Raw genomic sequence first — 17082 nt, 5'->3', positions numbered from 1 at the left:
GGCCGGCCATGGTCGGCCTGTCACTGTCGTTCGGGACGATCCTGTCCGTCATCATCGGAGGTGGCCGATGATCTCCGGTGCAGTCCGCGGCAAGGGCGGGAAGGCTTTGAGCGCTCACTTGCTGAAGGCCGAGAACGAGTCCGTGCACGTCGTCGAGCCGCGCGGCCTGGGCAGCCCGGACCTGCATGGGCAGCTCGCCGAGCTAGTGGCCGGCGCGCTCGGCGGGCGGACCGACAAGGTGTGCTACCACGTCCACGCCGATCCGGATCCGGGGATCACGGATTCGCAGGCCGCCCTGGACCGGTTCTGGTCCCTGTTCGAGGCCGAGTTCGGGCTCACCGAGCAGCCCTACTGCGGGGCGCGGCACGTCAAACATTCGAGGCACCATGAGCACCGCGTCTACAGCCTCGTGCGCCCGGACGGCGGTGTCATCGACCTGTCCTGGGACTACCTGCGCAGGGAGATGTGCTCGCGCATCGTCGAATGCGAATTCGGCATGCATCCGGTGCCCAGCAAGCACGCCCGCGCCATCGAACGGCGGCTGCGCGAGGACAACCGGCACGACGTGGCCGACTGGCTCATTTTGAGCGGGCAGACCATGACCGAGCGACCGGTCGCTGACCTGTCGCCCGAGGAGCGGCTCATTCAGGAGCGCACCGGGATCCCGCTCGACGAGATCCAGCGCAAGGCCCTGGACGCCTGGAAGGCCTCGGCCGACGGCGCCGGGTTCGTGACCGCGCTGCGCGAGCGCGGCCTGGACCTCAGGCAGGGGCGCAGCGGGGCCGTCATCGTCGACGCGACGGGGACAGCGCACCTGGCGACGCGCGTCCTCGGCGCCGCGTCACGCCGGATTGACGGCGACAGAATTCCGGCAGCCGCCGTCAAGGCGCGGCTCGCCGGCATGACACTCATTGATCACGTTCCAGGAGAAGCCAATGTCTTCACACTCATTCAATCCCAATGCCCAACAGGACCTGGCCCGGGACGTCAGGACGCTCTCGACCGTCGTGCAGGCGCTGCTGTCGGCGCTGCAGCCGCCGGAGAACGAGCCGGACCCGGCGGGCGACCTGCTGACGGTGCTGGGCGAATTGGTGGCGGCGGTGGACGACCAAGCGGCAGCCCTGGAGCTGCTGCGCTCCGACGTCTCCAGGCTCTCCCGCGAGCTAGCCGCGTTGCGCTCGCTGCCCGCGTGAGGGCGGAGGCGCGCTGGATCCGCGAGGCGGAGCACCTGGCGGACAGGCTGGAGGGCATGCGGAAGAGATACGCCGGCCCGGACGATTGGGTCTGGACCGGCGAGGTTTCGATTTGGGGCGTTCCCATCGACCGCGCATGGGAGCGCAAGAACGGGCGCTGATCCAGGGCGTTGCGTTGGGGACAATCCCTCGTAACGCCTTGAGCGCCGGCGCATTTTCCTGGACTCTCTGAGGTCAACAGAGGAGGCCGACGTGAGAGCGGCAGCACTGATACTCGTCGCGACGGCCGGCCCGGCGCTGGCGCAGCCGGACCTCGACGCGCCGATGTGGAGCGCCGAGACACGTCAGGTCCGCGGGCACGTGTCGCATGACACGGTCGCCCTGTTCGAGCGCACGGGCCCGGGCGCGTGGAACGTGCAATTCGACTGCCAGGTCACCGACACCCGGAGCAAGAGGTGGACCTCCCACAAGAGCGTCGGCCAGGGCCGCCTCCACCAGGGCTTCATCGTTGGCGTCGCTGGCCCGCTCGGCCGGTTCATCCTGGCGGGCGACCGCCTGTCCGTCGACAGCGACCGCTGCGCCTCGGACGTCGTCACCTTCGGAACGGGAGACTGATCATGCTGGATTTCCACCGCATCGGGATGGCGCTCGGCTACCGTCATTCCGTCGAGGCCGTGCGCGACGTGTTCAGCGCCCGTCTCGACAACGCCAACGCCGAGATCGGCAGGGCCAACGCGGTCATCGCCGATCTGCGGGGCCGGCTCGCCGCGCAGGATGCCGGCCGGCGGGCGCAGCTCGCCGTGCTCCGGGCGGCGCTGCCCGCCGGCCACGAGCTGCTCCAGCCGACCGGATGCGTGTACGCCGACGGGCAGCCCGAGGTCGCCTACGAGCAGGCCTACCATGAGGCCCATGACCAGGTCGCCGGGCAGTACGGGATCCCGTCCAGCGTGCGGGCACGGACGCCGGCCGAGTGGCGGGCGGAGCAGGCCGAGCGGGAGGTCCTGGCGGAGGGGGTCCAGGCCTCACGCTTCCTGTGGTGGGGGCGCTACCATTGGAAGGGCCAGGATTACCGGACGCGGACCGGGGCGGAACGGGCGCGCCTCGACGCGGCCCAGGCTGCCCGGCAGGCAGCGCTGGCAACCGCGGCTTAACCAAGCGGCCTCGCCATCGTTGCCGAATCCGGGCGGCCAGGGGTAGTGTGGGTCATCCGCTCCCAAGGAGCGGGCAGACCACACGTCTGGACTGTGGTCCTCCTGGACGACGACATCCGCTCCCTGAGAGCGGGCAACCCTTTGATCGCTAGCGCCTGCCGCTGGCGTGTCCCATCCGCTCCCTGTGAGCGGGAAATCAAAAGCCCCGGCCTTGCGGTCGGGGCTTTGTTATTCAAGGGCTTGGGCGGCACGTGCGTAGCGCAGGCCGGTTTACTTCCGATTACTTGGGGCGGAATGGAATGATCGTGCCGTCGACCACGGAGACGACGACGCCGGGCTCCAGCGGCTCGTCCGCCGGCAGGTCCTCGTGCACGCCGTCGGCCGTCTCGGGCCAGGGGTCGGCCGTCGCGGCGTAGAGGACGAGGAGGACAGCGTAGACCGCCACCGCGTGGCCCAGGGCGACCAGGGGCAGCACCCAGGTCCAGCCGACCACCGCCAGGCCCAGGGCGCAGCCGAGCACGAGGGACGCCCAGCGCAGGAAGCCCCGGTGCGCGTCGGCCCACATCTCCATCTGCAGGGCGGGGATCCGGCCCATCAGCGCCCCCCGGTCCGCTTGTGGATCTCGCGCTCGATCCGGCGGAGGCGGAGCACCGCGAGCACGAGGGCGACCAGGTAGATCGCGGCGACGATCCAGATCGGCGACAGGACCCAGAGCCAGCTCCAGGCGATGTAGCCCATGAGCTTGAGGGCGATGAAGAGGATAGCGAGGGCAGGCACAAACGGCATGGCGAGGAGGCCTTCAGATCGCGCTGTCGCCCTGCGCTTGTTGTGTGGCTTCAGGCGCCTGCGCTCGGCCGACGGGGACCAGGGCGCAGGCCACCAGGATGGCGACGAATCCTAAGACGATGTTCAGGGCTCACGTTGCGAGCCTCCAGCGCGCCGACGGCCTCGGCAGCGCCCACACCAGGACGACGGCGAGGACGAGCAGCCGGATGACCAGGTCGGCGATCACTTGGCGGATTCCTGCGCGTCCGCCGCAGCGTTGACCACGTCGGCCGCGGGGGCGCCGGCCGGGAGCCGCGGGCGCCGGGCCCACGCGTTCCCGAGGCTGATGACGCCCTCGGCGAGCGACATCCCGATCAGGCCCAGACCAAAGGCGATGGCGTTTTGCGTCGCCATGTCGGCATCGGCAAGCCCGAGCCAGGTCTTGACGACGGGCGTCGCGTAGGCCGCGCAGAGCACGCCGACGACGGCGGTGGAGACGTTCGCGGCCAGGGTCTGCCCGGGCCGGGTGAGCGCCCGGACGACGCCCCCGGCGATGCCGGCGACGATGTGGCCGACCTCGACCCCGAAGAGGTTGTTCATGTCGGCCATCACTCGGTTCCTTCCAGCTTGAGGATTCCGCGCACGCTCCCGAGCTTGGTGCGGCAGTCGCGGCCGGCCTTGGCCAGGTCGACCTGCCAGTGCGCCACCGCCTTCGGGTCGCGGGGCTTGCCGGGCCGGGGCGAGCGGGCGGGGCCGGCTCGTCCTGGCAGGTCAGCAGGTGCTCGGGGACGTCCGGGCCGGTGGCCTGGACGGTGATCTGCGGGCGCTCGCCGCAGCCGCCCAGGGCCATCGCGAGCACGATCACGGCGACACCGAAGGGCCAGAGCGGGATGAATGGGATTCGGTTGATCAGGTTCACGGCTTGCTCCCGAGGATGTCCAGGGCCTCGTCGATGACGGCGGGCGTCCCCGGGCAGGCCGGGTCGACGGGCACGCGCTCCAGCCGGGCGTGCGCGTCGGCCATGGCGCGCTCGCGCTCGTCGGCCTGCAGGCGCTCGCGGGCGACGGCGTCGAGCACGGCCTTGTGCTGGCTGTCCTGCAGGATCAGCAGGGCCTCGGCCCCGGCCAGCTTACCCTCCGCGACGATGGCCGCGGCCTGCGCTTCGACCAGGGACCGGCGCAGGCCGGCGACGTAGAGCCAGGCAGCCGCCGCGGCGACAACCAGGAGGCCGGCGCCGAGCAGCCGGCGGGCGAGCGGAGAGGCGAGCAGCGCGGTCATGCGAAGGCGCTCCCGGCGAGCTCGGCCTCGAAGGCGACCTGGACCTCGTCAGCCATGTTGTCCTCGAAGGTGACGCGCAGGCCGTAGACCGGCTCGCCCGAATCCTTCCTGCCGTCGAAGTCGAGGTCCCGGATCCCGAGGTAGGCCAGGCGCTCGGAGTTGCGGCGCCGGGTCAGGCCGGCCAGGGGCGTGAGCACGCCCTTCACCCGGGCCTTGTTCCAGGCGAGGAACGCGTCGGCCGCGCCCTGGGTGTCGCCCGCGTTGTGCTTGCGCAGCACGGTGCTGCCCGAGAGGTTGCCGAGTCCAATGTTGAACGCGAGGGATGTCAAAGCATCGAATTCGCAATCCTTCGCCGGCCGCTTGAGCAGACGCTCGACCCCGGCCTCGAACTTGTCCAGGTCGGCCCGGAGGATGGCCATGGCCTGGTCACGGGTGATGACCATGCCGGCCGTCACGACCGGGGATCCGGCGGCGCTGGTGTGGCCAACGCCGATGGTGAGGACGCCCGCGCTGCAGCGGTAGGCCTTGAGGACACAGCCCTCGAAATTGGTGATCAGGTTCTCGCCCCAGGGGGTGACGTTTCTCATGCGCGGTGCCTCTTCGCTTTGACCGTCACCACCCGGTCCTCCATCAGGACGAGCCCGATCCCGTCGATGACGAGGCCGTCGGCGCCGAACTGCAGGAGGACGCCGCCGAAGTAGGCGAGCCGGTCGCGGATCGCGCCGACGGGGAAGCCCATGCCTTTGAAGGCCTCGACGGCGTCCCTGTCGGAGACGCCGTCCATCAGGTCCTCGCCCACGCGCAGCGCGCGCTCGACGTAGCGGCGGACGGCATGGTGCGTGACGCGGGCGCGCAGGCCGCCGGAGCGGTCGACGCGGACGTCGCAGGGGACTGGAGAGATCGACTGCACGGGCTGCCTCACGGTGACAGCACCAGGGTCAGCCACGGACGGGACCGGTCACGGAAAGGCACCGAATCGACGGCCTGGATTCGCGCCCGCGGATTGACGATTCGGCGCCCTTTCACATGGATTCGGCACCGGATTCAGGCCCCGGCGGGCCCGGAAAGCCCGCTTGGACCTGAGCGACCAACTTTATTTCAGGGGGGTTTTAGGCCTCTGGAGGCACCTTCTGGCGGCCTGTTTTTGGGAATCGCCGGACAAGGGTCGGCGCGGACTCGACCCCCTGGCGGGCGTCCTGGCGGCTTATCGGCGGGGTCGCGCCGCCGCCGCGGCGACGGGTTAACCGGCGGGTAAGGTTAAGCAATTCGGCATTTTGACCTGGCTAGGCGTCATGGCAGCCTGGGCTTGCGACGGGGCAGAGGTGCCCCCGGTTCGCGAGCGACACACCATCCCCGAGGCCCCTATGATCCCCCAGATCGCCTACTACCCCGATGCCCCGATCCCGCTGCCGGTCGAGCCGGCCGAGCGCGCCTTCGAGTACACCGGCTTCACGGCCGACCCGGACGAGGTCGACGAAGACGACGCCGAGGCCTGCGCCCGCGCGTTGATCGCGTCGTTCGCCCGCACCGCCCCGGCCGTTTCCGCCCCCGTCGCCGAGACGGTCCCCGTCCAGATCGAGCAGCCCGCACCGGCCGCCACCGGCGACTACCTGCCGGTCGACGTGGTCGCGGCCGAGACCGCCGCCGAGCACGCCGACGACGCCATCCGCTTCGACCGCCTCGTCCCCGCGGAGGTCGTCGAGCGGATCCTGGCCGAGGCCGGGGTCGAGCTGCCCGCGCCCTCCACCCGCAAGGACCGGAAGGGCCGCCGCGGCGAGGTCCTGACTGCCTTCGGCGCGATCTTCGGTTCCGCCCTGATGGCCGCCGACGCCGGCCGCCGGTGCTCCGTGTCGTTCCACCGCCCGCACTACACCCGTCGGGCCCAGTACGAGGGCAAGAGCTACACCCACGCCAACATCGCCGATGGTGTCCGCAAGCTGGCAACCGCCGGCCTCCTCGGCCTGCGCGTCGCCGGCGGCGGCAAGAAGCGGGTGCCCGGCACCCAGTCGACGTTCTGGGCCACGGACCGCCTGCTGGAGCTCCTCGACGGCGTCGAGCTGCAGCACAACCCCGAGCTCAAGGCGCCGCTGCGCCTGAAAGACGAGAACGGCAACCTTTTGCCCTTCAAGCACAGCGCGGTGACCAGGGCGCTGATGCAGGATTTGAATGCCCTGAACATGTGGATGCGCTCCTTCACGGTCACCCTGCCGGGGGTCGAGCCGACCGAGCGCGGCCAGTGGCGCTTCCCGAAGGAGATCATCCACGACGACGGCACTAGGGAGACCGTCGAGAGCGTCGTCTGCCCGACCCTCTACCCGCAGGTCTACCAGGTGTTCTCCCGCGGCCGCTGGGACCTGCACGGCCGCCTATATGGCTACTGGCAATCGATCCCGTCCGACTGGCGCCCAGGCCTCATGCTCAACGGCATGCGGACGGTCGAGTTGGACTTCTCGGCCATGCACCCGACCATCCTCTACGCCGAGCGGGGCCATGACATCGTCGCCGAGGGATTCGACCCCTACAAGGTGTCGGGCTTCGAGGACCTCCGCGCGGCCTGCAAGCTGGCCCTGAACATAGCCATCAACGCGGCCAGCCTGGAAGAGGCCGTCGGCGCCCTCATGGCCCGTCGCAAGGCCAAGGACCCGAAGAAGCGGTGGCGCCTGAGCCGCAAGCGCACCGTGGCCCTGCTGGAGGCCGCCATCGCCCACAACGCCAGCATCGCCGACGCCATCTGCTCCGACGCCGGCATCCGCCTGATGCGGGTCGACAGCAGGGTGATGAGGGAGGTCCTGTTCGACTGCATGGCCGCCGCGATCCCGGCCCTGCCGGTCCATGACAGCGTGGTCGTCCCCGCCCGTTACATGGAGCAGGTCAAGGCCATCATGCAGGCCGCCTACCTCCGGATCGTGAATGTCCTAACCCCTTGCGTCATCAAGGATTCTTCCAAAAAAGTGACACAAGTGGTAGCTGGGGGCCTGCCCGCCCCGGTGGCCCTGCCGGTCCCGGCACCCCGGACCTCCGTCCCGGTGACCCTGGTGCGCCGGCCCGCCGTCACCCAGGTGCCTGTCGCCGGTGCCCTGGAGGGGGGATCGCGTGGTCCCGTGTCCCTGGTCGCCTCCCTGCGCCGCCCTGTCCCTGCCGTCTCCTCCGTGACCTCCTCGGACCTGTCCAAGGGCGTAGCCTCCGCCCCGTCCTCTGACCGTCAGGCCCCCGTTTCGACGGTCCAGGCCCTGGGAGGCTCCGTGGAGACCCTTGAGGCGTCGGACGTCTCTTCACCCGTCCCGTCGCAGAAACCCTGCCCCTTGGCCGCCCTGGGGCTTCGGGTTATCGACCATGACGACCGCGACGAGGCCCAGCGCCTGGCCGACGACGCGGCTGATGCCCTGTTCGAGGCCGCCCTGCACGCCCCGCTGCCCCCGGCCCCCGTGGCCGTGCGGGACGAGGCGGCGGAGGCGCGTGCCGCCGAGGCGAAGCGCAAGGAGGCCGCCCGGCGCCGGGCGAAGCGCAAGGACGCGGCCGACCGGGTGCTGTGCCGGGGCAAGTACCGCCGCGTGGCCGGGCGGGACGCCGACATCGTCCTCCCGAACGACCCGTGGGGGATTGTCCCTCGCAACGGCACGCACTAGATTCGGAACTGCCAGGGATGGCGCTCAGTTTGCACCTCACTCTGAGAGAAACCCGTCTTCCGTAACCCGGAGGGCGGGTTTCGTCGTTCTGGCACCCGTGCGCGGTCCCGGCCCTGGCCCCATCCTCCCGGCATGAGCATGGACATGGGCGTCACCGTCGACCTCAAGGCCTGGGAGGCATACCTGGGGAGCTATGCCTCCTTCATCCTCCCGGAGGCGACCGCGTACGCCCTAAACGGGTCGATGTACGCCGCCAGGGACGCCCTGAGGGCCCACGTCAAGGACGTGCTCGACCGCCCCACCTCGTTCACCGTTCGGCAGGCGTTCGGGGTCAAGGCGGTCTCGAAGCAGTCCGTGCTGCACGGCAACCCGACCGCCCGCGTGTTCGTCATGAAACGGCAGTCGGCCTACCTGTGGTTCCAGGTCCAGGGGGGCGGCGGTGGCGTCCGCCGGCCGGGCAACATCGGCCCCGGCGCCGAGTGGTTGTTCATGCCCGTCGCCAAGGAGCTCATCGACAACCGGCACGGCGGCATGAAGCGGGGCATCCTGCGCGGGTTCACCCGCCGGGCCGGCCTGACGGGGCAGGACAAGCCCGTCTCGGCCCGGACGCAGCAGCGCGACCAGGCCCGGCGCCCCGTGTTCTTCGCCCGGCTGTACGGGGTGGACGGCATCTGGGAGCGCCCGGACCGCAGCACCATGATGATCCCCCGCCAGCGCGGGTTGCGTCAGGTCATCAACATGTCGACGCCCCGGCTGCTCGTGGCCGCCTACCGGCAGGAGACCTACGACAAGCCCCAGTTCGACTTCGCCGGGGTGGCCGCCAAGGCCCATGACGACTTCGCCTTCCGGTTCTCCGAGGCGGTCGACCTCATGCTCACGATGGAGCAGGCGAGGACGGGCCTGGACTAGGCCGGCGCGCGATAGGGGCCGGTGGAGGGTTGTTTCGCTATTGCACACCCCCGCTGTCCAATACCCCATCCAGGTCCTCGTCAGCATCAGCATTCGTGCGCAAGTCAAAAGGACTGGCTTTCTCCCATAACACCTGGTTTCATCATGGTTCCAGGCGAAGAAGGACCTCGGAGTAATAATAGAAGCGTCAGGAGGAAACGGTGAAAGGCAAGCATGCATCTCAACCAGCTCTGACAATACACTTTGGTAGCGCGAACAATCTTGGTCCCGCCCACACAGAGTTCCCCTCGGTACGGAAGGCTGTCCTTCGACTGATCAGTGAGGCCCAAAGCAGCAGTAAGATCGCCTATTGGACGCATAACCTGGGGAGGTACATCGAGTACCTGCAGTACTATCGCCCGTGCTGAGGGTAGCAGGCCAGGACACCATCATGATGGTCTATCCGGCGGGCCTGCGCGGCCAGGAGGCGTGACAGCTTCACTCATCTCTCCCGACGCAATCGCGGCGCGACCACGACCAACATGCAAGCCGACGCCAGGGTGTACCCCGCCAGCATCAACAGTTGGCTTGTAACCGACACCCCATAGTCGAGTAAGACACCCATGAGCCCTGGCGCCAGAGCCGAGGCAAAGACACCACCGGCGGATGCGACGGCGCGGATCGACCCCAGGTGTCGGGTTCCGTAGAGCTCCGCCCACATGGCGCCCAGAACCGTGTTGGCGCTGCCCAGGCTGAGGCCGGACAGGACCATGAACACCGGAGCGGCGTAAGGGCTGTCGAACAGCGCGAGAACACCAATGCCGATAATCAGGGGCGCGAGAAAACCCGGGAGGATACGGGACGAGCCGAAGCGGTCGACGGCCCATCCCGTGGCGAACGTGGCACCAATGGTGGCCAGCGCATGCGCAGCGTACCAGCCGACGAACCAGGCCAGATCCCAGCCCTTCGCATGCACGATGGAGACCTGGTGGAAGAAGATCCCCGTGACCACGAACGGTGACGCAAGCACCCCCGGCATCAGGGCGTAGAAGATCGGATCCCGCAGAACCTCGGCCCGCGTCCATTGGCGCCTCGCCGGTGCGGCCCTCGGGCTGGCCTGATCCTCGGAAGCCGCCTCAAACCCTCCAGGCTCCCTTCGGAAGAGATAAATGGTCAGCGGGGCCGCAACACCCAGCAGAGCCGCGGCGCCGAGCAACCAAGTGGTCCGCCAGCCATAGGCGCCGGTGAGTGCGACCGCGACGATAGGGATGACGGCCTGGCTTGCGGGAAATCCCATCGCGGCGATTGAGATCGCGCGGCCCCTGCCGGCGACGAACCATCGGGCCATGGCTGTCATGGATATATGGCCGAGGAGCCCCTGGCCGAAGAGCCTCAGGCCGAACAGCACCGGGATCAGCATCCAGGCCGATGCCGTGGCGGCCATGGCAGCCGAGACGAGCGCCAAGCCGCCGAGCGTCAGCACGGCAACCCATCGCAGGTGGCTGCGGTCCGCCACGCGACCGATGGACATCAAGGTGGCAGCGCTCGCGAGTGTTGCGACCATGTAGAAGGCCCCGAAACCCCCGTCGCTGAGGTCGAATTCCGCTTTGAGGTCGTTGGCGAAGACGGCGATGAAGAAGGTCTGGCCGAACGCGGACGAAAACGTCAGCAGGAACCCGCCGGCCAGCCAGTGCAGCCTTCTGAGGCCGCTGGAGTGAGCGCTCAACACTATTCGATCCAACTGTGATGGGGCGTCAGGACAGCACCTGGGCCGGTGCGGTCAATTAGGTCGCAGCGATGGGCGACCCTGGATTTCTAGCGTGCCCTGCCAGCAAGAGCAACTCAGATGTGACAGTGCATGCGTGGCCTGGCTGGTGTGGCGGAGCAATCTCGGACTGACGTGGAGCGCTCATGGTGGGGCGACAGCGCGCCCTCCGATCCCATCACCCTGTCCTCGGCTGCCCGGGCGTGGGTCTGCTTGGTACCTCTTGCGGCGTGCCCGGCGGGATGCCGAGCGGCACGTCCCGGGCGGGCACCTCGCTTGGCGATCCTGGCGGAATGCCGGCAGGCGCGTCATTGCCTGGCAGCCCAGGAGGTCCGGGAGGCGGCAGGATGGGATCAGGAGTAGGGGCCGGCACACTCGGCTGCGGAGACGGAGCATCGGGCTGTGGCGTGTCGGACATGCGGCGTTCCTCCCATCCGGGTCTCCTCTGGGGAAGCCTTCACACCGGCCGCGGTTCCCTCTCGCCGTGGGATCCCTCGCCGGCCCAAGCTCCCGCCGCGGCGGAGCAGCGCCTTGTCACGAGTTGGTGACAGGGCGAAGGAGCGCGAATTCCCGATACACAGACGCGCGCCCAAGCACTATGTTTGACGGAGCGGCCAGTTGGCCGCTCCCCACCATGATCTGGTGGGCTTCGATGCGCGCAATCGCGGAACAGCTAAGGCGAAATGATCCATGGGATCGTGGATCCTGCCGTCCGTGGTCGCCCAAACAACAAGGGTTGTTCTGGCTAGCGCGGCAGGATCCCGTTCGACGGTGCATAGCTGCGCCCCGTCAACTCGCCGTTGGCTGCCCCGCCACATGACGGAGGCAAGCATGGCGCTGGACAAAGAAGATTTCGCACTGCCGGAACAGGGCGGCCTCGTTCTGGGCTCGTCCGCGGACGAGGTACACGCTGATCCCGACGGAGACCATTCCGGCTCAGGAAAGGCCTCAACCCCCAAGCCGCCCTGGGAGGGAAATGGGCAACCTGTGGGGCGCCGCGACGTCCCGCTGGTCGATGGGGCCATCGCAAGGGTTTATCTGCGACGGGAGATCAGCGTGTCCCAACTGCGCCAGATGCGGGAGCACCTCGACAGCAGGGCGCAGGGGCAGTTTGCCTTCGGATCGGTTCTCAAGTGGACCGTGATCGAGCTGGACCGCGAGGAGGACCTGCTCTCGATCCGGGAGTATTTCCCCCGCCTGATCGACGGCTGGAGGGTGCTCCCTTGACCCCGTCCGTCCTGCGGGTGCCGCTTCACTTTTCTGAGCGGGCTCCTACTTACCGCACCATGACGCCTTTCGCGCCCTCGCATTCCCGCTCTTCAACGCCGCCGTAGGTCCGAGGCGGCTGGTCCGAGGATCAGCCCAGGCCAGGCCCCACTGGGTCCGCCTGTCCCGGCCGTCGTTCACGCGTGTGAACGTCACTCTCATTCCTGACACCCACAGTGGCGAAGTGGATTGCGCGATGCCGCTCCCGCACATCAGGGAGGTCGCATGGACCTCCTAGAGCGTCTGATTTTGGAGAACCCGTCGTTCCAGGCCTGGAGTGACGGCACGCCGGCCAACTGGTCCGTTCATCCCGACGTCCTCCGTTTCATCGTCCGCCACGTCACGCCGGGAATGCGGACCCTGGAGACCGGCTCGGGGCAATCGACGGTGGCCTTCGCCCTCGCCGGGGCCCGGCATACGGCGATCACCCTGGATCCGGGCGAGGCGCAGCGGATTCGCGCCTGGCTCGCGGAACACGGGGCGCCGGCCGACCTGACCTTCATCCATGAGAGCTCGGACGTGGCGTTGACGCGGGACGCCGGAATACCGAGTGAGCTGGACTTCGTGTTCATCGACGGGGCGCATCGCTTCCCGTTTCCCTGCCTGGACTGGCACTACACCGAGCAAAGGCTCAGGGTCGGAGGCCTGATGGCCGTCGACGACTACGCCATGCCCTCGGTCCGTATCCTGCATGACTTCCTCCTCGGCGAGGACGAGTGGGACCTGCTCGAAGTCATCGGCCGCACGTCGTTCTTTCGGCGCGTGCGCGAGACCGTGGTCATCAACGACTGCCAGGGACAACGGATCAACCAGCGCCCTTGGCAAACCATCATGGAACGCGTCGACGAGGAAATCTCATATGGCAACTAAGGATGGGCCGCTGAAGGTCGCGGCAATGGCAGACCTTCACATCAAGGAAACGCAGAAGTCTGCCCATCGGGAGCTCTTTGCGGAGATCTCGGAGAAGGCAGATGTTCTGGTGCTGGCAGGGGACCTGACGGATCTCGGCAAACCGAGCGAGGCGGAGATCTTCGTCGATGATCTGAAATTCTGCTCGATTCCTGTTGTGGCGGTCCTGGGCAACCATGACTACGACTGCGGGCACGTGGAGGAAGTGTCACACATCGTCAGGGATGCCGGTGTCCACCTGCTCGATGGCACGGCGGTTGAGATCGGCGGCGTTGGCTTCGTCGGCGCGAAAGGCTTTGGCGGCGGCTTCGGCCGTCGGATGCTCGGAGCCTTTGGCGAGCCGCTCTACAAGCAATTCGTCTCCGAGACCGTCAACGAGGCGCTGCGTTTGGAAAACGCCATGCGGACGGTGCGGAGCGAGCGCTCTCTCGTCGTCCTCCACTACGCTCCGGTCACCGAGACAATCGAGGGAGAGCCGTTGGAGATCTATCCCTTCCTGGGCTCGTCGCGCTTGGCCGAGACCATCGACCGCTTCAAGGTCAGCGCCATCGTGCATGGACATGCCCACGTGGGCAAGTATGAGGGGCGCACCCCGGGCGGGCAGATCGTGTACAACGTCGCCTCCCATATCGAGAAGCCGACCGGGCGGCCCTATGCGATGCTTGAGCTCTGATCCGCCATACGAGGATGAGCCCGCCCAAGCAGGGTGAGCTCGTTCAGGATCAGTGACCAGCCTGTCACCTCAGGACTGGTCCTGCGGTATCGGCCCCCTCAGGATGGCACCGGCTGGATGTTATTCAATGCGGCGACGAGCTCCGGGCGCAATGTCCACATGATCAGGTGCGGATCAGCAGCCTCAGTGGCCTCGGCAAGGGTCAGAATGGGCTTGAGACGTGCATCCAACCCGGCTGGCCTGAACTTGAGGATGGTCGAGAGGCGGCGCCCAAGCCGCAAGTAGGCTCCGGTGACGTCCTCAGGATGCGATCCGGCGAGCCGGGAGAGGTCGCCGAATGTGGTGCGCTGATCCGGTGCTCGCAGATGCCAGAACAGGAAACCGCGGGCGCCGTTCAAGGCGGAGGCGCCGCGTTCGAGGGCTTCACGATACTCTTCAGCCGAGGGGATGCCCTCGATGCGAGCCTCCGCGTAACGCCGGCGGCGCTCGTCGAGGCTTTCGATGAGGCTAGCGACAGCATCCTCAAGACGGTCGGCGACCACCTGGTCGATCCGGCGTTCCCCGAGATAGGCGATGGCAACATTGAGCCCTTTGCGCTCGCCCGCGATCACACGGTAGTGGCCATGGGTGAACTCGCGCCGTCCCGGCTGCAACATGCCGGCGGACGCGGTCAGCCTCGTCCGTGTCTGGTTGTCGTCGCCGGCACTGCGGCTGTCCCGCTCATCGAGTGGGATCAACACTTCACGATTAGTCACATGATCCATTCAAGGCTCCTTTTCCGATCATGCCGCGGCAAGGCGCGGCCTCGTGGAATGCGAAGCTATCGGGATCACTGACGATGCATCCGGGATGCCGGACCATCGATGCGCCAAGCCCAAACCGGAGCGGGCGCATTCAGCTCATCTTCCCAGGCTGCCTGAACAGGCAAGCTGTGCGACGAGCGATCAACGACCGCGATAGTTCTGAACTTGGCTCAACCAAAATGTGGGGGAACCGAGACGCTCAATAGAATAAGCCGTCCGGTTTGTGAATACCTTTGGGGGTGTGAAGTTCCAGATCTGGCCCAACCGAGGTTGCTGTGCGCAGGCGGTTTCCCAAGCGTTGCCGTGTGGCTTGACTGATCTTCCAGAATGTTGCTGACGCCCAATTGGGTATTCACAAGCGCAATCGGGTCGCCTATATAAACATCTGGTTCCCCGAAAAATTCGGTTGAGCCAAGTTTAGATCGGTGTGGACGCTGTTCCGCTCGTCTGACCGCAAGCGCATCGCGCTTGCGCATCTGACGCAGCAAGCGCGCCACGATTTGAGCTTGGCGCGCATGTTCCCTGGTTTCCAGGGAAATCGGCGTGCGCATGGGTCATTGGTAACAAACCCGTGAGCATTTATTTTGGAATTGCAAACTTTCATCAAACCAGACCGTCACAGTGAGGCCGGGCCTCCAGAGCCGGTCAGCACCGTGTATTTCATGCGGCTGATGCTGGCCCTCGTCGATTTGGCAGGCGAGGAAGGCCTACATCTCACCGCCGACAGCCCCCTAGTCGAGCAGGCAAGATCCCTGCTTGAGAATTCGCCCTCCACGCCACCTTCCACGGCAGCCGCCCTTCGGGATCTGGTGTGGCGCATCGATACGGCGCGGTACCTGTTCGATGATCTGACATCGTTGCAATACGAGCAGCTTTTCGAACTCCTGGACACCACCCATGCACGGAGGTCCTTGGGCCAGGAACCATAGGTCGCCGTCATCCACCCTTTGGCCCAACTGGATGACGGATCATGCTGCACGTTTCACCTCTTTCGCCCACCCCAATCGCCACTGAGGCCCGGCAACGCCGCACCTTTGCCATCATTTCGCACCCGGACGCGGGAAAAACCACGCTCACTGAAAAGCTGCTTCTCTTCGGAGGGGCCATCAAGCTCGCCGGGCACGTGAAGGCCCGCGGTGAACGCCGCCGGACGCGCTCGGACTGGATGGAGATCGAGCAGGCCCGCGGGATCTCGGTCACAAGCTCCGTCATGACCTTCGAGCGGGATGGGATCGTCTTCAACCTCCTCGACACGCCCGGCCACTCCGACTTCAGCGAGGACACGTATCGCACCCTCAGTGCCGTCGATGCCGCCATCATGGTCATCGATGCCGCCAAGGGCATCGAGAGCCAGACCCGCAAGCTGTTCGAGGTCTGCCGCCTGCGCGACATTCCCATCGTCACGTTCATCAACAAGGTCGACCGCGAGGGGCTGGACCCGTTGGCCCTGCTCGACGAGATCGCCTCGGGCCTGGCCCTGGATCTGGTGCCGATGACGTGGCCCATCGGCATGGGATCGGATTTCCGGGGCTGCCTCGACATCAAGGGCAAGCGCGCGCTCCTGCCGGTGGCGGAGCGGACGAGCCCGTTCGGGCACGCCGTCGCCCTCGACCGCCTTGATGATCTGGCGTCCCGCACCGGGATCGAGGAGCGGATCGCAGGCCCCGCTCTGGAGGAGGTGCAGATCGCCCGGGGGGCTCTGCCCGACTTTGACGCGCAGTCCTTCAACGAAGGCCATCTCTCGCCGGTGTTCTTCGGCAGCGCCCTTCGCAATTTCTGTGTCAGTGAACTGCTGGACTGCCTCGCCCGCTGGGTGCCGGGGCCGTCGGCCCGCCAAACCGATGAGCGGACCGTCCAGCCGCACGAGGAGACCGTCACTGGTTTTGTGTTCAAGGTCCAGGCCAACATGGATCCGAACCACCGCGACCGGGTCGCCTTCGTGCGCCTGTGCTCGGGCCGGTTCCGGCGCGGCATGAAGCTGTTCCACGTGCGGGACAAGCGCTTCATCACCGTCTCGTCGCCGATCCTGTTCTTCGCCCAGGAGCGCGAAACGACCGACGAGGCGTATCCCGGCGACATCATCGGCATCCCGAACCACGGCACCCTCAGGGTGGGCGACACCCTGACGGAAGGCGAGGTGCTACGCTTCGGCGGCATCCCGAACTTCGCCCCGGAACTCTTGAGACGGGTGCTGATCGAGGATCCGATGAAGGCCAAGCAGCTCAACCGGGCCCTGCAGGACCTCGCCGAGGAGGGGGTGGTCCAAGTCTTCCATCCGGTGCTTGGCTCGCAGCCCATCCTTGGCGTGGTCGGAGCCCTGCAGCTCGACGTGCTCGTCTCCCGCCTCAAGCAGGAATACGGTGTGCCGATCCGCTACGAAGCCGCGCCGTCCGAGGCCGCGCGGTGGATCACCAGCCCGGATCCTGATGTGGTAGAGCGCTTCTCGGCCCAGCATCGCGCCAACCTGGCGGAGGATCGGGACGGTAATCTCGTCTTCCTCGCGCGCAACGATTGGACGCTGCGCCGGGTCATGGAGGAATGGCCGGCCATTACCTTCGCGACGGTCCGTGAAAGGGGACAGGTATGACCAGGGACCTCGACCGCCTGATCGCCCGCATCCTCGTGGCCCGTCCTGCCTCCAGCGCCTTCGACATCCGCCGTCTTGTGCCGGAGGCCAGGGGCATGAGCGAGAGCGCGCTTGCGCAGAAGATCGACTACCTGCGGCCCCGCGCCCGTCAGCGGGCGCTCGCCCGACCACAGTGATT

19 protein-coding genes are annotated in these 17082 nt (G+C 67.3%); 11 read left to right on the top strand and 8 right to left on the bottom strand.

The window, feature by feature from the left end:
- Positions 1 to 67 precede the first annotated feature (67 nt).
- From ACFOYU_RS11760 to ACFOYU_RS11750, 3 genes are all read left to right on the top strand, one after another.
- Positions 68 to 1354, top strand: a complete 1287-nt coding sequence (locus ACFOYU_RS11760) for a relaxase/mobilization nuclease domain-containing protein (protein ID WP_377033703.1) — start codon at positions 68 to 70, stop codon at positions 1352 to 1354.
- A 91-nt stretch (positions 1355 to 1445) separates the two neighbouring features.
- Entirely contained in the window at positions 1446 to 1808 is a 363-nt protein-coding gene (locus tag ACFOYU_RS11755) for a hypothetical protein (RefSeq protein WP_377033702.1), read from the top strand.
- 2 nt (positions 1809 to 1810) lie between these two features.
- The gene (locus tag ACFOYU_RS11750; RefSeq protein WP_377033701.1) at positions 1811 to 2344 is read left to right on the top strand and encodes a hypothetical protein; all 534 of its coding nucleotides are present in this window, start codon (positions 1811 to 1813) and stop codon (positions 2342 to 2344) included.
- Positions 2345 to 2624: 280 nt separating this feature from the next.
- Here the strand turns inward: ACFOYU_RS11750 and ACFOYU_RS11745 are convergent, their stop codons facing one another.
- The 6 genes from ACFOYU_RS11745 to ACFOYU_RS11720 all read right to left on the bottom strand — a co-directional run bounded on the left by ACFOYU_RS11745 (position 2625) and on the right by ACFOYU_RS11720 (position 5297).
- Positions 2625 to 2939 carry a hypothetical protein gene (locus ACFOYU_RS11745; RefSeq protein WP_377033700.1) on the bottom strand — a complete coding sequence of 105 codons (315 nt, stop codon included), beginning with the start codon at positions 2937 to 2939 and terminating at the stop codon, positions 2625 to 2627.
- Positions 2939 to 3130, bottom strand: a complete 192-nt coding sequence (locus tag ACFOYU_RS11740; RefSeq protein WP_377033699.1) for a hypothetical protein — start codon at positions 3128 to 3130, stop codon at positions 2939 to 2941. Before ACFOYU_RS11740 ends, ACFOYU_RS11745 begins: the two co-directional genes overlap by 1 nt.
- Positions 3131 to 3352: 222 nt before the next feature.
- The gene (locus ACFOYU_RS11735; protein ID WP_377033698.1) at positions 3353 to 3718 is read right to left on the bottom strand and encodes a hypothetical protein; all 366 of its coding nucleotides are present in this window, start codon (positions 3716 to 3718) and stop codon (positions 3353 to 3355) included.
- A gap of 306 nt (positions 3719 to 4024) precedes the next feature.
- On the bottom strand, positions 4025 to 4387 hold the full coding sequence (locus ACFOYU_RS11730; RefSeq protein ID WP_377033697.1) for a hypothetical protein: 363 nt from the start codon (positions 4385 to 4387) through the stop codon (positions 4025 to 4027).
- The gene (locus ACFOYU_RS11725; RefSeq protein ID WP_377033696.1) at positions 4384 to 4974 is read right to left on the bottom strand and encodes a lysozyme; all 591 of its coding nucleotides are present in this window, start codon (positions 4972 to 4974) and stop codon (positions 4384 to 4386) included. The genes ACFOYU_RS11730 and ACFOYU_RS11725 overlap by 4 nt, the downstream gene beginning before the upstream one ends.
- Positions 4971 to 5297, bottom strand: coding sequence for a hypothetical protein (locus tag ACFOYU_RS11720; protein WP_377033695.1), 327 nt, complete (start codon positions 5295 to 5297; stop codon positions 4971 to 4973). Before ACFOYU_RS11720 ends, ACFOYU_RS11725 begins: the two co-directional genes overlap by 4 nt.
- A 382-nt stretch (positions 5298 to 5679) precedes the next feature.
- Between ACFOYU_RS11720 and ACFOYU_RS11715 the strand changes: the two genes are divergently transcribed.
- Positions 5680 to 8013, top strand: coding sequence for a hypothetical protein (locus ACFOYU_RS11715; RefSeq protein ID WP_377033694.1), 2334 nt, complete (start codon positions 5680 to 5682; stop codon positions 8011 to 8013).
- Between the two features lie 144 nt (positions 8014 to 8157).
- Entirely contained in the window at positions 8158 to 8922 is a 765-nt protein-coding gene (locus tag ACFOYU_RS11710; RefSeq protein ID WP_377033693.1) for a hypothetical protein, read from the top strand.
- 481 nt (positions 8923 to 9403) lie between these two features.
- Here ACFOYU_RS11710 and ACFOYU_RS11705 read toward each other — a convergent pair whose 3' ends face one another.
- Positions 9404 to 10627, bottom strand: coding sequence for an MFS transporter (locus ACFOYU_RS11705; RefSeq protein ID WP_377033692.1), 1224 nt, complete (start codon positions 10625 to 10627; stop codon positions 9404 to 9406).
- 870 nt (positions 10628 to 11497) lie between these two features.
- Here ACFOYU_RS11705 and ACFOYU_RS11700 point away from each other — a divergent pair.
- The 3 genes from ACFOYU_RS11700 to ACFOYU_RS11690 all read left to right on the top strand — a co-directional run bounded on the left by ACFOYU_RS11700 (position 11498) and on the right by ACFOYU_RS11690 (position 13514).
- The gene (locus tag ACFOYU_RS11700; RefSeq protein WP_377033691.1) at positions 11498 to 11893 is read left to right on the top strand and encodes a hypothetical protein; all 396 of its coding nucleotides are present in this window, start codon (positions 11498 to 11500) and stop codon (positions 11891 to 11893) included.
- 264 nt (positions 11894 to 12157) lie between these two features.
- Complete coding sequence (locus ACFOYU_RS11695) at positions 12158 to 12802, top strand: class I SAM-dependent methyltransferase (protein WP_377033690.1); 645 nt, start codon at positions 12158 to 12160, stop codon at positions 12800 to 12802.
- A complete protein-coding gene (locus ACFOYU_RS11690; RefSeq protein WP_377033689.1) occupies positions 12792 to 13514 on the top strand; it encodes a metallophosphoesterase in 723 nt (240 codons plus the stop codon). The genes ACFOYU_RS11695 and ACFOYU_RS11690 overlap by 11 nt, the downstream gene beginning before the upstream one ends.
- A 98-nt stretch (positions 13515 to 13612) precedes the next feature.
- Here ACFOYU_RS11690 and ACFOYU_RS11685 read toward each other — a convergent pair whose 3' ends face one another.
- Complete coding sequence (locus tag ACFOYU_RS11685; RefSeq protein WP_377033688.1) at positions 13613 to 14278, bottom strand: hypothetical protein; 666 nt, start codon at positions 14276 to 14278, stop codon at positions 13613 to 13615.
- Positions 14279 to 14901: 623 nt separating this feature from the next.
- Here ACFOYU_RS11685 and ACFOYU_RS11680 point away from each other — a divergent pair.
- From ACFOYU_RS11680 to ACFOYU_RS11670, 3 genes are read left to right on the top strand one after another with little or no spacing between them, the layout of a single operon-like run.
- Complete coding sequence (locus ACFOYU_RS11680; protein ID WP_377033687.1) at positions 14902 to 15246, top strand: hypothetical protein; 345 nt, start codon at positions 14902 to 14904, stop codon at positions 15244 to 15246.
- Positions 15247 to 15287: 41 nt separating this feature from the next.
- Positions 15288 to 16904: a peptide chain release factor 3 gene (locus ACFOYU_RS11675; protein ID WP_377033686.1), complete on the top strand. Its 1617-nt coding sequence runs from the start codon at positions 15288 to 15290 to the stop codon at positions 16902 to 16904.
- Positions 16901 to 17080, top strand: a complete 180-nt coding sequence (locus tag ACFOYU_RS11670) for a hypothetical protein (protein ID WP_377033685.1) — start codon at positions 16901 to 16903, stop codon at positions 17078 to 17080. Before ACFOYU_RS11675 ends, ACFOYU_RS11670 begins: the two co-directional genes overlap by 4 nt.
- Positions 17081 to 17082 lie beyond the last annotated feature (2 nt).

The sequence above is a fragment of the Microvirga sp. GCM10011540 genome (genome assembly GCF_042650665.1).
GTDB lineage: Bacteria > Pseudomonadota > Alphaproteobacteria > Rhizobiales > Beijerinckiaceae > Microvirga > Microvirga lenta.
Note: the sequence above shows the minus strand (reverse complement) of the source record. Positions and strands in the feature narration are given on the sequence as shown.

Excerpts from the sequence above, each read along its gene's own strand:
- ACFOYU_RS11690 (WP_377033689.1), top strand. The coding sequence starts at position 12,792 with ATGGCAACTAAGGATGGGCCGCTGAAGGTCGCGGCAATGGCAGACCTT.
- ACFOYU_RS11670 (WP_377033685.1), top strand. The coding sequence starts at position 16,901 with ATGACCAGGGACCTCGACCGCCTGATCGCCCGCATCCTCGTGGCCCGT.
- ACFOYU_RS11715 (WP_377033694.1), top strand. The coding sequence starts at position 5,680 with ATGGCAGCCTGGGCTTGCGACGGGGCAGAGGTGCCCCCGGTTCGCGAG.
- ACFOYU_RS11725 (WP_377033696.1), bottom strand. The coding sequence starts at position 4,974 with ATGAGAAACGTCACCCCCTGGGGCGAGAACCTGATCACCAATTTCGAG.
- ACFOYU_RS11675 (WP_377033686.1), top strand. The coding sequence starts at position 15,288 with ATGCTGCACGTTTCACCTCTTTCGCCCACCCCAATCGCCACTGAGGCC.
- ACFOYU_RS11695 (WP_377033690.1), top strand. The coding sequence starts at position 12,158 with ATGGACCTCCTAGAGCGTCTGATTTTGGAGAACCCGTCGTTCCAGGCC.
- ACFOYU_RS11735 (WP_377033698.1), bottom strand. The coding sequence starts at position 3,718 with ATGGCCGACATGAACAACCTCTTCGGGGTCGAGGTCGGCCACATCGTC.
- ACFOYU_RS11700 (WP_377033691.1), top strand. The coding sequence starts at position 11,498 with ATGGCGCTGGACAAAGAAGATTTCGCACTGCCGGAACAGGGCGGCCTC.
- ACFOYU_RS11750 (WP_377033701.1), top strand. The coding sequence starts at position 1,811 with ATGCTGGATTTCCACCGCATCGGGATGGCGCTCGGCTACCGTCATTCC.
- ACFOYU_RS11685 (WP_377033688.1), bottom strand. The coding sequence starts at position 14,278 with ATGGATCATGTGACTAATCGTGAAGTGTTGATCCCACTCGATGAGCGG.
- ACFOYU_RS11740 (WP_377033699.1), bottom strand. The coding sequence starts at position 3,130 with ATGCCGTTTGTGCCTGCCCTCGCTATCCTCTTCATCGCCCTCAAGCTC.
- ACFOYU_RS11710 (WP_377033693.1), top strand. The coding sequence starts at position 8,158 with ATGGGCGTCACCGTCGACCTCAAGGCCTGGGAGGCATACCTGGGGAGC.
- ACFOYU_RS11730 (WP_377033697.1), bottom strand. The coding sequence starts at position 4,387 with ATGACCGCGCTGCTCGCCTCTCCGCTCGCCCGCCGGCTGCTCGGCGCC.
- ACFOYU_RS11760 (WP_377033703.1), top strand. The coding sequence starts at position 68 with ATGATCTCCGGTGCAGTCCGCGGCAAGGGCGGGAAGGCTTTGAGCGCT.
- ACFOYU_RS11745 (WP_377033700.1), bottom strand. The coding sequence starts at position 2,939 with ATGGGCCGGATCCCCGCCCTGCAGATGGAGATGTGGGCCGACGCGCAC.